The 13,693-nt window shown below is 72.7% G+C and carries 9 protein-coding genes; all 9 read right to left on the bottom strand.

Translation table 11 applies throughout. The features are described from left to right. Positions 1 to 13: 13 nt before the first annotated feature. The 9 genes from I2W78_RS29200 to I2W78_RS29240 all read right to left on the bottom strand — a co-directional run bounded on the left by I2W78_RS29200 (position 14) and on the right by I2W78_RS29240 (position 13,691). Positions 14 to 3,508 carry a non-ribosomal peptide synthetase gene (locus I2W78_RS29200; protein WP_230886728.1) on the bottom strand — a complete coding sequence of 1,165 codons (3,495 nt, stop codon included), beginning with the start codon at positions 3,506 to 3,508 and terminating at the stop codon, positions 14 to 16. 5 nt (positions 3,509 to 3,513) lie between these two features. Continuing rightward, entirely contained in the window at positions 3,514 to 3,870 is a 357-nt protein-coding gene (locus I2W78_RS29205; protein WP_196463227.1) for a hypothetical protein, read from the bottom strand. Then, positions 3,863 to 6,160, bottom strand: a complete 2,298-nt coding sequence (locus tag I2W78_RS29210; protein ID WP_196463228.1) for an amino acid adenylation domain-containing protein — start codon at positions 6,158 to 6,160, stop codon at positions 3,863 to 3,865. The genes I2W78_RS29205 and I2W78_RS29210 overlap by 8 nt, the downstream gene beginning before the upstream one ends. Beyond that, positions 6,144 to 7,307 (bottom strand): beta-methylarginine biosynthesis bifunctional aminotransferase, encoded by a 1,164-nt coding sequence (locus I2W78_RS29215; protein WP_196463229.1) that lies wholly within the window; start codon positions 7,305 to 7,307, stop codon positions 6,144 to 6,146. The genes I2W78_RS29210 and I2W78_RS29215 overlap by 17 nt, the downstream gene beginning before the upstream one ends. Further along, a complete protein-coding gene (locus I2W78_RS29220; protein WP_307783842.1) occupies positions 7,304 to 7,516 on the bottom strand; it encodes an MbtH family protein in 213 nt (70 codons plus the stop codon). The genes I2W78_RS29215 and I2W78_RS29220 overlap by 4 nt, the downstream gene beginning before the upstream one ends. Before the next feature lie 144 nt (positions 7,517 to 7,660). Continuing rightward, positions 7,661 to 9,907 (bottom strand): pyridoxal-phosphate dependent enzyme, encoded by a 2,247-nt coding sequence (locus I2W78_RS29225; RefSeq protein WP_196463230.1) that lies wholly within the window; start codon positions 9,905 to 9,907, stop codon positions 7,661 to 7,663. Next, complete coding sequence (locus tag I2W78_RS29230; RefSeq protein WP_196463231.1) at positions 9,897 to 10,874, bottom strand: GHMP family kinase ATP-binding protein; 978 nt, start codon at positions 10,872 to 10,874, stop codon at positions 9,897 to 9,899. Before I2W78_RS29230 ends, I2W78_RS29225 begins: the two co-directional genes overlap by 11 nt. Positions 10,875 to 10,878: 4 nt before the next feature. Next, positions 10,879 to 12,381: an argininosuccinate lyase gene (locus tag I2W78_RS29235; protein WP_230885630.1), complete on the bottom strand. Its 1,503-nt coding sequence runs from the start codon at positions 12,379 to 12,381 to the stop codon at positions 10,879 to 10,881. Next, positions 12,378 to 13,691, bottom strand: a complete 1,314-nt coding sequence (locus I2W78_RS29240; RefSeq protein WP_196463232.1) for an MFS transporter — start codon at positions 13,689 to 13,691, stop codon at positions 12,378 to 12,380. Before I2W78_RS29240 ends, I2W78_RS29235 begins: the two co-directional genes overlap by 4 nt. Positions 13,692 to 13,693 lie beyond the last annotated feature (2 nt).

Here is a 13,693-nt window from a genome sequence, read left to right on the forward strand (position 1 = left end):
ACGGGTAGGCCGGTCAGCCGCCCAACCGCTCGAACAGCTCCCTGACTTCGGCCTCCGTCATGGCCTCGACCCGCTCGGCCAGGAGCCGTTCCACGTCCTGCGCCAGGGCCTCGACGGTCGGGCTGCCGAAGACGTCCTTGAGCGGCAGTTCGACGCCGAAACACTGGTGGACGCGGGAGACGAGCCGGGTCGCCACCAGCGAATGGCCGCCCAACGCGAAGAAGTTGTCGAGCGCGCCGACCTTGTCGACGCCCAGCAGGTCGCCCCAGATCCGGGCGATGTTCTCCTGCACCGGGCCCTGGGGCGCCACGAACTCCAGGTCCGAGTGGTCGCGCAGCCGGTCCGGCTCGGGCAGCGCCCTGCGGTCCACCTTGCCGTTCGGGGTGAGCGGGAAGGCGTCGAGGACCAGCACGAACGAGGGGACCATGTAGTCCGGCAGCAGGTCGCCGACGTGCCGGCGCAGCGCCGTCGGAGTCGGCGCCTGCGCCGCGCCGGCCGCCACGACATAGGCGACGAGCCGTTTGACCCCGGACGTCGACTCCTGGACGACGGTGAGGGACTCCCTGACGTCCGGGTGCCGGGTGAGGACGGCGTCGATCTCGCCGAGTTCGACCCGCATGCCCCGGATCTTGACCTGGTGGTCGGTGCGGCCGACGAACATGAGGGTGCCGTCGGGGCGCCGGTAACCGCGGTCGCCCGTGCGGTACAGGCGCTCGCCGGGCGCGTACGGGCTGGGCACGAACGCCGCCGCCGTCCTGGCCGGGTCGCCGAGGTAGCCGCGGGCCAGGCCGATGCCGCCGATGTACAGGTCCCCGACGACGCCCACCGGTACTTCCTGGTGGTGGGCGTCGAGCACATGGATCTGGTTGTTGTCGAACGGCAGGCCCACGCTGACCGCGCCGGCCGTGTCGACGTCGGCGGCGGTGCAGGCGTGCGTGGTGGAGTCGATGGAGACCTCGGTGGCGCCCCAGGTGTTGTGCAGGGTGCCGGGCAGCGACTCCCCGTGGCGGCGCACCAGTTCGCCGGAGAGCGCCTCGCCGCTGGAGACGGTGGTGCGCAGGGCGCTCAGCAGGGCGCGGGTGTCCGGGTCCAGGGCGTCGACGGTGTCGACGACCATCGCGAGCATGCTGGGCACGAGCTGCAGATGGATGGTGCGGCTGCGGATCGCGGCGTCGACGATCTCGCGCGGGTCGCGGTGCAGTTCGGGGTCGATCAGGGCGACACGGCCGCCGTGCAGCAGCGGCCAGAAGATCTCCAGGGCCGCGTCGTCGAAGCTCAACGTGGTCTTGTGCAGGACGGTCTCGCCCGGGTGCAGCCGGTGCCGGCGCTGGAGGAACGCCATGCGGTTGACCCAGCCCCGATGGGTGTTGGCCACGCCCTTGGGGCGGCCGGTGGAGCCGGACGTGTAGTACACGGACACCAGGTCGTCCGGGTACACGGGTGCGTCGGGCGGTGTCGGGTCGTGGGCGTCGGTCGCCTCCCGGTCGGTGTCCAGGAACACCCGGTGGGGGACGTCCGGGACGCCGTCGCGGTGCCGTTCCAGGCTCAGACACCAGCGGGAGCGGGCGTCCTCGCTGATCGTCTCCAGGCGGTGGCGCGGCGAGGTGGGGTCCAGCGGCAGATAGGCGGCGCCCGCCTTGAGGATGCCCAGCAGCCCCACGACCATCTCCACGGAGCGGTCCATGCAGATGCCGACGACCGCGTCGGCGCCCGCGCCCAGGGCCCGCAGGTGGCGGGCCAGCCGGTTGGCCCGGGCGTCCAGCGCACCGTAGGTCAGGTGGGTGTGGCCGTGGACGACGGCGACGGCGTCGGGGGTCCGTGCCGCCTGCTCCGCGACCAGATGATGCAGACACGTCCGGTCGGGGAACGGCATGCCGGTGTCGTTCCAGGCGGCCAGCCGCCGGTGTTCGGCGGGCGGGACCAGCGGGTACCGGGACAGCGGCCGGTACGGGTCCTCGAGGACGCCGGCCAGCAGGTGCCGGTAGACGTCGAGGAAGCGCTGCGCGGTGTCCCGCGTGAACAGGTCGGTGTTGTACTCCAGTTCGCACTCCAGGGCGCCACCCGGCGCGACGGCCATGAACAACGTCATCTCGAACCGCGCGGAGCCGTTCGGCACGTGCGACAGCTCGACGTCCAGGCCGTCGAGGGCGAGCCTGCGGTCGAAGTCGTTCTGGTAGGCGAAGACCACCTGGGGCAGCGGCTGGTAGCCGCTGTGGCCGCCGCTGACCCGGTTGACGATGCGGTCGAAAGGGATGTGGTCGTACGCGGACGCGCGCCGCACCGTCGCCTCGATGCGGGCGGCGTGGGCGGCGAACGTGTCCCGCCCGTCGTACCCCGACCTGACCGGCAGGGTGTTGACGAAGAATCCGATCAGCCGCTCCAGGTCGGGGTGGTGGCGGCCCGCGACGGGCGTGCCGACTACGACGTCCGCCTCGCCGGTCCAGCGGTGCATCAGCAGCGTGAACACGGCCAGCGTCAGCGAGTACGTCGACACCCCGCACCGCCGGGCCACGTCGGCGATCCGCGCGGAGGTGGCGGCGTCCAGATCGTGCAGCACGGCGTCGCCGCGCGTGGACAGGGCGTCGCCGCGCGGCAGGTCGGTGCGCAGCGCCGGGGCGTTGGGTGCCTCGCGCAGTTCCTCCTCCCAGAAGCGCAGCCCGCGCTCCAGGCCCTCGCCCACCATGCGCCGCTCCCAGGCGGCGTAGTCGGAGAACCGGACGGGCAGCGCGCCGAGGTCGTCGGTGGGGCGGCCCTCACGGGCCTGCCGGTAGCCGGCGCTCAGCTCTTCGAGGAAGACGGTGTTGGACCAGCCGTCGGTGACGATGTGGTGGAGCGTGAACAGCAACGCCCACTCGTCGTCGCCGATCCGGAAGGCGTGGCCGCGCACCAGCGGCGCCTTGGTCAGATCGAAGGGGTGGCGGATCCGGGCGCGGAGCGTCTCGCGCAGCCACGGCTCGCCGCCCTCGGCGTACGCGACGCGCAGGTCCTGTACGTCGAGGGCGCAGACCACGTCCTCACGCACCAGCAGGACGGGCGTCTCACCGTCGTCGCCCAGCGCGACCTGGGTGCGCAGCGGCTCGTGCCGGTCCATCACCTGCTGGAGCGCCGCCCGCAGCGCCGCCGTGTCCAGTGCTCCGCGCACCCGGTAGGAGAGCGGCTCGTTGTAGGCGGGGTCCGAGGGGTCGAGGAGATGCAGGAACCACAGCCGCTCCTGGGCGTGCGACAGCGGAACGGGGCGCCGACTGTCGACGCGCTCGATCGGCTCGGGCGCGGCCGACTGCTCGGGCGTGCGGGTGATGCGCTCGGCCAGGGCGGCGGCGGTGCGGCCCTCGAACAGCCACGGCAGCGGCACGTTCTGCCCGAACTCGCCGCGCACCCGCATGATGAGGCGGGCGGCGAGCAGCGAGTCACCGTGGTCGAAGAAGCTGTCGTCGGGGCCGAGCCCGGGCACGCCGAGCACCTCGCGGAACAGGTCCGTCAGCCGTGCCTGTACGGCGTCGGCGGTCATGCTGCTCACACCGTCTCCCGAGTCGAACGTCGTGAAACCTGCAACCGTCCGGTCCCCCGGCGCGTGGCCAGGTCGACGTCGGCCGTGCAGCGCAGGAGTGTCTCGTCGAGCGTCAGCTCGCCCTCCAGGTGCAGCCGCCCGGTACCGGCCGTGAAGTCGGCCTCGTCCACGGCGGTGCGGTCGGGGTCGAGGGCGATGTCGAGCGTGGTGTCGCCGCGGGGCCCCTCGAAGGTCAGCGGGACGGTGCGCAGGCGGGTGATGCGGGTGTGCAGCTCGGCCGCGGAGAGCCGGGCGTCACCGAGGACGACCGGGCTGTCGGCGGCGCTGAGCCGGGTCACCGGTGGCGATGTGCGGTCACTCATGCGGTTCCACCCCTCGGGCGAGCTGTTTGCGGTCGACCTTGCCGTTGGGCGTCAACGGCAGCGTGTCCACGGGGATCAGGCGCTTGGGCACCATGTACGACGGGAGCCGGGCGGCGAGTTCGGCCATGGCCCGCTCGGCGTCGAAGTCCTCGGCGCACTCGACGAACCCGACGAGCCGGTCGGCGCTCGCCGACCGCACCGGCAGGACGGCCGAGCGGCGCACACCCGTCACCGCGTCCAGGGCGGCCTCGATCTCGGCCGGCTCGATGCGGTAGCCGCTGATCTTGAGCTGGTCGTCGACCCGTCCGAGAAAGACCAGACGTCCGTCCGGCGCCACCCGGCCGAGGTCGCCGGTGCGGTACATGCGTGCGCCGGGCCGGTTCGAGAACGGGTCGGGCAGGAAGGCGCGGGCGGTGTGCGCCGGGTCGCCCGCGTATCCGCGCCCGACGCCGGGGCCGCCCAGGTAGATCTCGCCGACCAGTCCCGGCGGCAGCAGCTTCTGCTCCGGCGACAGGACGTAGACGGTGCCGGAGCCGGCCGGGCGGCCCAGGCACACCCGTGGGTCGCGGTGCACGTCCGCCTCGACCGAGCCGATGGAGCACTCGGTGGCGCCGTAGACGCTGACCGCGTGCGCCCGCGCCTGCCGCAACGTGTCCCACAGCTGCGCGCCGGGTTTCTCACCGCCGAAGACGAGCAGCTTCAACGGGGTCTGCAGCAGACCGAATTCGACGAGCAGCACCAGCTGCGAGGGGGCGCAGTCGACGACGTCGAGTTCGGTGCCGGGCGCGCGGGTCAGGAAGCTGCCGGGGTCGCGCCGCTGCATCTCGTCGAAGAGCACGAGACGGTGCCCGAGGGTGATCATGGGCAGCATCTGGTCGATGAACGAGTCGAAGGTGACGGGGGCGGCCCCGCCGACGCGCAGCCCGCTCCCGTCCGGGCTCACGCGCCGGTACACGGGCGCGAGTTGGGTGTGCACGTGCTCGGCCAGGCCCAGGTGGTCGATGAGGACACCCTTGGGGTTTCCGGTGGAGCCCGAGGTGAACACGGCGTAGGCCAGCTGCCGGGGCAGCGGCCGCGCGTACGCGGGCACCTCCCCGGGCTCGGTGTCGTCGGTCACCGCGACGACCGGCGGGCCGAGGCGTGCCGCCGCCTCCTGGTGGGCGGCGTCGGCGACGACCAGCCGTACGCCGGCCTGCGCGAGCTTGTGCCGCGTACGACGCTCCGGCTCGCCGGGGTCGACCAGCAGGAAGGCCGCGCCCGCCGCCCAGATCCCCAGCACGGCGGCCACCAGCTCCCCGGTGCGCTCGGTCAGGACGGCCACGACGGTCTCGGCACCGGCGCCCCGGGACCGCAGGCGGGCCGCGAGACGGCGGGCCCGTACGTCCAGGTCGGCGAAGGTCAGCTCGCCGTCGGGAGCTTCGACCGCGATCGCGTCCGGCCACTGCCGGACCGCTGCCGCGAACATCTCCTGCACCGGCACGAACGTGTCGCCCTCGTCATCGGCGCGGCACACCGTGGCGAGCAGCGCCTCGCGGGTGTCCGCCGACATCAGGGCGTCCGCCCCGGCGCCGGGGCGGACGCCGCCCGTCGCGGCCAACGGCAGCACTCCGCTCGCCGCCGCGATCAGGTCGCCGAGCAGCGGCTCCGGGTCGGCGGCGAGCCGCTGCGTCGCCCGGTCGAGTACGTCGAGGAGTTCGGCGGCGGCCGTGGCGGACAGAGCCTCGGTCACCGCGTCGACGACGAACCGCGGTGCGGCGCCCCCTCGCACGCGCAGCGCCACCGGTGTGGCCGGCCCGTCCGCGGGCTCCGACGAGACGATGCTGTCGAAGAGTTCGCCGTCGCCGCCGACGGCCCAGCGCCGGATGTCCTCGGGCGCCACGCCGAGGTGGCGCCGCGCCTGGCGCAGCTGGGCGCTCAGCTCCCGCAGCCACGCGGACACCGGGCGCCCGGCGGGGAGCCGCACCCGAAGCGGCACCGCCTCCCCGCCCGCGTCGACGTGGCCGAACACCACGTCGTCACGGCCCGACCGCAGGGCGAGAGCCACGGCCCAGACGCCGTCGGCCAGCGTGTCGAAGGCGACGCCCCAGCGTTCGGCGGCGGCCGTGAGGCGGGCGGCCTGCCGCGGGTCGAGCGTCAGGGAGTACTCGGCGTACGCAACTGGCGCCCCGGCGTCCTGCGCGCCGTCGGCACGGCGGGCCGCCGGGAAGGCGCGTTCGCGGGTGGCGAGTCCGGTGAAGGCGTCCTGCCAGTACCGCTTCGCCGCCTCGCGCCCGTCAACGGCTACCGACATGTGCGACCGTTCCTTCCGCGTGATGGGTGCGCCAGTCGTCGAGCGCCTCGTGCAGCGCGGTGAGGGCCCGCCGCATCCGCTCGGCGGGGATGCCGGTGGGGAACCGGATGTGCCCGCGCACCACGGGGACGTAGTTCGCCGAGGTGGTGAGCACCAGGTGGTGCCGCTCCAGGGCGAAGTCGGCGAACCGCTCGATGTCGGCGACGCGCAGGTCGAGCCAGAGCTGGGTGCCGCCCGGCGGCAACGGCCCGACCCCGCCCGTCTGCCGGGCGTGGTCGAGGGCGGCGGCCCGCCCCGCCCGTACCCCTTCGACCAGCTCGGCGTTGCCGCGGTCGATCGCGGCCACCGCGTCCAGCTGGGCCCGCCCGTTGATGGACACCGCCTCCCATTCGAGGCGCGGCACGAGCCGTGCGATGTTCTCCCGGGCGGCCACGATCCAGCCCACCCGGTCACCGGGGCGCCCGTAGTTCTTGGAGACGGAGTTGACGATCGTCAGGCCGGTTTCCTCGACGGCGAGGTCGACCGGGGTCGGACAGCGGTCGGGCCCGAAGTCGAAGGAGTCGTACACGGCGTCGTACACCACGTGCACGTCGGGCCGGGCGGCCAGGGCCCGCAGCACGTCGACGTACTCGTGGCGCAGCACCTCGCCCGTCGGATTGTGCGGCAGGTTGACGTAGACGACGGTCGGCTCGGTGAACTCGGCCTCCAGAACGGCGAGATCCTGTGCCGTGCCGGTCAGCAAGAGCGGCTTCGCCCGCATTCCGGCCGCCCGCATGCTGTCGTGCACCCCGCAGAAGACCGGGGTGGTGTGCACCGCCTTGCGGAAACCGCGCGCGGCCAGGTCGCGCAGGACCAGGCCCACGGCGTGCATACCGCCCGCGGTGACGAGTACGTTGGCCTCGTCGGCCAGGCGGCTCGCGGACACCTCGTGCTCCCGCTTGACCAGCGCCTCCGTCAGCCGCGGGTGGCCCTGGGAGGGGGCGTAGCCGAAGGGCGCGCCGGGGTGGTCCGCGTGGGTCGTCGTGGCCTGCGGGGACGCCGTGCGCGGCCACTCGGGCACGTTCTCGACCAGCACGAGCCAGTCCTCGCCGGGCCGTGACTCGGCGATGTTCAGGCGCCGTTGCAGCGCCGAGAGCTGCGGGGTCACCTCGCCTCCCCGTGCCGCTCGCGCAGGCTGCGCGGCCGCATGTCGGTCCACATCTCGGCGACCTTGCCGAGGCACTCGTCCCGGGTGCCACTGTGCCCGGTGGCGTTCCAGCCGGCGGGCAGCGGCCTGCCCTCCTGCCAGATCGAGTATTGCTCCTCGTCGTTGACGACGACGTGGAAGTGCTCCTGCGGCTCGTCTGTCTGCTGCACACCCAGCCCCTTTCCATCGGCCTGAGTTCGTCGGCGGTCGTGGCGGTCGTCGGCGCGCGCCGACGGGGTGCGCCGAGGCGGACACCGACGGGTTCGCCGGCGGGTCTCGACGCCCCTTGCGGGAAGCGGGCTTCGCGCCCGCCCTCACCGGAAGCGGATCTCGCCCTCGGCGGCGTCGAGGATCTTCTCGATCTCGTCGGGGCGCTCGGCCGTCGCGATGATGTGGCCGAGCCGTCCGTAGGCGTCCGTCGCGGGCCGCACCTCGGCGCCCGGCCGTACCGTCACCGTCACCCGCTCCACCCCGGCGATCGCGGCGGCCCGCTCGACGCCCTCGACGGCGGCGAGCCGTACGGCCTGGTCCGCCAGCAGGAACCGGATGCCGCCCTGCCGGACGAACTCGGGTTCCAGGGACGGCTGTTGGCCGGTCGCCGCGCGCAACTGCTGTTCCAGCAGCGAGGTGCCGGTGGCGAGTCGGATCATCTCCGGGATCATCCCGCCGGCGAGCCGCGGGTTGATCTCGATGATCACCGGCCCGTCCGGCAGCAGCCGCACCTCGGTGTGCGTGGGCCCGAACCGGATGCCCGCCGCGGTGAGCGCGGCCCGCACGGTGCGCTCCAGGTCGGCGGCGACCGTCTCGGCGACCGGCGCCGGGAAGAGGTGCTGCTGTTCGACGAAGTGCGGGGTACCGGTGACCGTCTTGGCGGTGACCCCGACACAGTGATGGTGTCCCTCGGTGCTGAACATCTCGACGCTGAACTCCGGCCCGTCGGCGAGCTCTTCGACCAGGGCCGTACCGGCCATGGGCAGCCCGCGCGCGTTCACCGTCCGCTTCAGGATGTGCGCGACGTGTGCGGTGGCCTGCTCGACGGTCGTGCAACGCAGCACGTCCGTGGAGCCGGAGTCGTCGGCGGGTTTGACCACGCACGGCAGGCCCACGTCGGCCACGGCCGTCGCGGTGGCGGCCGCGTCGCGCACCGCCACGAACCGGGGCTGGCGCACCCCCGCCCGGTCCAACGTCTCGCGCAGCCGCGCCTTGTCCCGGCAGATCCGCACGGCCTCGGGCGGATTGCCGGGAGCGCCCAGCCAGGTGGCGAGTTCGGCGACGGCGGGCACGTAGAAGTCGCTGGTGGTCGTCACCCCGGCGATCTCGTCGCGCCGGAAGCGGGCCTGCACCGTCTCGCGCAGCGCGGGCAGCGTGTTCGTGTCGCACACGACGACCTCGCTGCCGGTGTCGGCCAGTCCCGTGTACCGCTCGGGGTCGTTGGTGAGGAACACCGGGGTGTAACCCATCTCGCGGGCCAGGCCCAGGGCGGCCATGCCCGTGCCGGTGGTGTTCGACTCGACGAAGAGGAGGGTGCGCGGGGTGGGCCGGGCGTCCGCGAGCAGGGCCCGCGACCAGGCGTGCACCTCGGTGCCGTACGTGACCTGCGTGGGCTGCTCGGCGCGTTCGAGACCGGTGAGCTGGTGCTGCTGCCAGTGGCCGTCGCTGTAGACGGTCTCGGCGTAGCGGTCACCGCGGTCGGGGAAGATGCCGACGACGCGGCGGCCCGGCGCGCTGGTGCGGGCCAGGTACCGCAGCACCTGGTACACCGACCCGGAGGTGTTCCCGGCGAAGATCTGCTGGTCGCGGGCGAGTTCATGGGTCGCGGCGAACGCCTCGTGGTCGTTGAGCCAGTGCACCTCGTCCAGCAGGGACGCGTCGAGGTTGGCGGGCTGCAGGCTGTTGCCGAGGCCGCTCTGCAGTCTTCCGGGCCGGTCGGGCTGGCCGAACAGGGCGCTGCCGACGCAGTCCACGCCGACGACGTACAGGTCGGGGTTGTGGCGGCGCAGCGCGCGGGCCGTGCCGCACAGCGAGCCGCCGCTGCCGACGGAGCCGACGAGTACGTCGACGGTGCCGAGGTCCGTGACGAGTTCCTGGGCGAGTTCACGGTAGGCGCCGGGGTTGTCGGGGTTGCTGTACTGCTGCGGCCAGAACGCGCCGGGCAGGTCCGCTCGGAGCTGTTCGAGGCGCTCGATGCGGGCGCTCTGCCAGCCGTGGCTGGACATGCGCTCCACGACGTGGACCTCGCAGCCCAGCGCCCGCAGCTTGGCGAGGGTGATGGTGTCGATCCGCGGGTCGGTGACGATGTGCACCGGGTGCCCCAGGGAGCGTCCGACCAGGGCGATGCCCAGGGCCATCGTCCCCGACGAGCTCTCGATCACGGGGGCGCCCGGCCGCAGCACGCCGAGGCGTCGGGCCTCCAGCAGCATGCTGCGGGCGACCCGGTCCTTCATGGCGAACGGGTTGTGCATCTCCAGCTTGGCGCACACCTCCACACCGGGGGCGGCGTCCAGTTTCAGTCGCACCAGCGGCGTCGAACCGATGGCGTCGTGCATGGCGTCAAAGAACATCGCCGTTCTCCTCGGTCGCGGGGTGCCGCGCGGTCGTGCCGGGCGCGTAGTGGTAGAGGGCGCTGGTGCCGCCCAGGCGGGAGCAGTGGCCGCGCAGGTGGGCGGTCTTGCGCTCCAGTTCCGGGTCGTCGCCGGCGAGGAGGACACCGAGCATGGTGCCGCTGTGCGCGATGACGACGCCGAGCCCGTCGGCTTCCTCGCAGGCCCGCCGCAGCGGCGCGAACGCGGCCCGCGGTCGGGTGCGTACGTGCAGTTCGGCGCTGCGGGTGGCCACGCGGCCCACGGTGCGCAGGTCGTGGGCGGCGACGGCGGCGGTCAGGGTGTCGAGCAGCTGCCCGTACTCGGCCCGCGCTCGGGCGTACACGGGGGTGTCGTGCCGGTTGTAGGTGACGGTGTCGACCTGGCCGCCCTCGTCGTAGCCGACGACCACGAGGCGGGGCAGGTGGCCGAGGCGCCGGTGCAGGCGCACCTCGCGGTGCAGGAAGGCCACGATCTCGTCGTGCATGACCCCGTCGGACGGCTCCACCTCGCGCAGCAGCGATTCGATCGTCGCGGCGGGGAAGGTCACGCCGAAGGCGTCGGCGACGGCGCGTACGGAGGCGACGAGGTCCGCCGACGAGCTGGCGAGCCCCTTGCCCTCGGGCAGTGCGCTGCTCAGCAGCAGCCGTCCGCCGCCGGGCCGGCCGAGCTCCTTGAGCGCGAGCGCGGCCGCGTGCGCCGACTTCTGTTTGTGTGGTGCGTCGACCGTGATGCCGTCGGCGTCGTCGGCGTAACGGAACCGCGCGGTGCTGCCGGCGGTGATCGGCAGCGTCACGAGGAAGTGCCGGTGATCCGGCAGGACCCCTTGGAGCAGTTCGCCGAAGGTGCCCACCGCCGACCCGCTGCCGACCGGTAAGGCCGCCTGCGCGGCGCGGGTCGCGGCCGGCGGCGCGTGTGCCGTCCCCTCGTCTATCGTGTCCCCCCGCATCCGCTCACTCCGTATCGGTGACGAGACCGAGGGCCCGGTCCGTCGTCGCCCGGGCGGTGCGCACCGCGTCGGCACGTACCGCCCAGGCATCGGCCAGAACCTTCGCGTCCTGCTGCTGCGCGGCCAGGGCCTCGCCGACCCGGTCGGGGTGGGCGGAGCCGGCCGAGCTCATCCGCCGCAGCGCGCGCCGCACGTCGAAGGCGTCCTTCAGGAGCGCCTCGGCGTCGGCGGCGTCGACGGTGTGCCCGTGCCCGGCCGCGATCTCGCCCAGCACGTCCGGGGCGTGTTCCTCGGGGGTGTGTCCGGCGCGCACCGCGGCCAGCACGTAGCCTCCGGCGATCACCTGGGCGGTGCGCCAGGGGATGCCGTGCCGCAGCGTCAGCTGGTTGGCGAGCGTGAACCCGCCGAAGAACTCCTTCTCGCAGGCCGCGAGCAGCCTGTCCTCGCGCAGCCGCAGCCCCTCCAGGACGGCCGTGAACAGCCGCAGCAGGTCGCGGCCGGTGTCGAAGGCCCGCGCCACGTGCGCGCCCGCCTCCTTGGAGACCTCCACGAGGTTGGTGTACGGGGTGTTGCGCTGGCCCAGCAGGGCGTCCACGTGGAAGGCGGCCAGGTGGGCGGTCTTGCCGCGGATGCGTTCGAGCAGGGGGAAGTTCTTCTTCTGCGGCATGGAAGCGGAGATCCCCGACAGCGCGTCGGGCAGGTCGAGGAAGCCGTGTTCACTGCCGGCCCACATCAGCAGGTCGGTGCAGAACCGGCTCAACGTGGCGCCGAGCAGCCCCAGCTCGGCGGTGACCTCCAGGGCCCATTCGCGGGAGGCGACGGCGCTGAGCGCGAGCGGTTCGGGGCGTTCGAAGCCCAGCAGGCGGGCGAGGCGCTCCCGGTCCCAGGCCAGCTCCTGCCCCGACAGGGCGCCCGCGCCCAGCGGGCAGGCGTCGATCGCGTCGTGGGTGGCCAGCAGGCGGCGCGAGCGGCGCAGCAGCCTCTCGTCGAGCGCGGCGAAGTAGAAGCCCGCGCTGATGACCTGGGCCGACTGGAAGTGTGTGTAACCCGGCATCAGGACGTCGACGGACCGCTCGGCGAGGCCGCGGGCCGCGTCGGCGAGGGCGTGCAGATGACCTGCGGTCTCCCGCAGGCGGTGCTTGGCGTACATCACCTGTGCGCAGGCCTGGAGGTCGTTGCGGCTGCGGTCCACGTGCCAGACGGGCACGGGTGCCGCGAGGCCCTCGGTGACGGTGCGTTCCAGGGCGAGGGCGATGTCGGACAGGTTCTGCTGCCGGGCGTCCTCGATGCGTTCGGGTGTCACGTCGTCCAGGAGGCCGCCGAGGGTGCGGGCCTGCTCGGCGTCGATCAGGCCCATCCTCAGGTACTCGGCGACGATGGCCTTCTCGATCGCCACGTACGAGGGCAGCAGGGTGCGTGTCTCGTAGCGGAACTGCGGGTCGAGCACCAACTCCCGTACGAGGTCGCTGGGATCCTCGGTGACCCTGCCGCTCAGCTGTCCGCTCATGTCCGCCCCTCCTCCACCTGCGGTTCCTCTTCGGGTCGGGGAGCCTCTTCGAGCCCGGGGACGCTCTTGACGGTGCGCACGTGCGAGCAGGCCAGGATCACGGGGGCGATGAGCATGCCCAGCGAGGCCAGGACGAGCGCGGGCAGGGTGCCCACCACGGTGCCCAGCAGACCGCCGAGTACGGCTCCGACCGGCATGACGCCCATGACGACCATGCGGTTGGTCGCGTTCATCCGGCCCTGCAGGGCGTCGGGGGTGATGGCCGAGCGGTAGCTGCGTACGTTGATGCTGTAGACGATGATCATGGCGGCGTCCAGCACGTACATGGCGATCAGCAGCGTCACGGCGGCGGGCACCGGCACCAGCGTGGCCAGCGGTGTCAGCAGCGAGGCGAGACCGGTGAGCGAGGCGGTCAGCACGATCAGCCTGCCCAGCGGGAGGGCCCGGCTCATCGGGGCCGCGATGACGGCGCCGAGCAGCGCGCCGACGCCCGAGGCGGCGAGCACGAGGCCGACCGAGAACGGCGGGATGTCGAGGGTGCGGGTGATGAAGACGAGGGAGACGGGCTCCGCGATCGCCATGAAGAAGTTGATGACGAGGGTGGCCAGGATCAGGGTGCGCACCGTGACGTGACCGGTGACGAACTTGATGCCGTCGGCGATGTCCTGCCGTATCGACTGGCTCTGCTCCTGGTCCGCCTCGTCCCCCGACTCCTCGCCGCCGGTGGGCTTCCGCTCGCCGCGGATCAGCGCGGTGAAGAAGGCGGAGAGGCCGAAAAGCACCGTGTTGATGAGCATCGAGGCGGCGCCGGCGAGGAGTTGGAACACCGCGCCGCCCAGCGCACTTCCGGCCACGCTGGCCGAAGAGGCACTCATCTCCAGCTTGCTGTTGCCGTCGATGAGCTCGTCGCGCTTGACGAGGGACGGCAGAATCGCGGAACTTCCGACGTCCGCGACCACGCTGAAGCAACCGACGAGCAACGCGATGACCAACAGGACAGGAACGCTCAGAATGTCGAGCCACGAGGCGGCAGGAAGGCCGAGCAGAAGGAGCGCGCGAGCCGTGTCGCACAGCACGATAATGGCCCGCTTCGGTTTTCTGTCGAGCCAGACACCGGCGAAGAGACTCACAAAGAGATATGGCACGTGGCCCGCCGCCGAAAGCAGACCCATTTCGAATACGGAAGCATTCAGGGAAACCGCGGCGAGGAGCGGAAAAATAACCGCCACCATATTCGCCGCAAACATCGACGATGTCTGGCCGAGCCAGAGGTTCCTGAAGTCCCGGTGCCGCCAAAGACCGGATGACATGA

Origin of the sequence: Streptomyces spinoverrucosus, assembly GCF_015712165.1 — a bacterium.
Lineage (GTDB): Bacteria > Actinomycetota > Actinomycetes > Streptomycetales > Streptomycetaceae > Streptomyces > Streptomyces spinoverrucosus_A.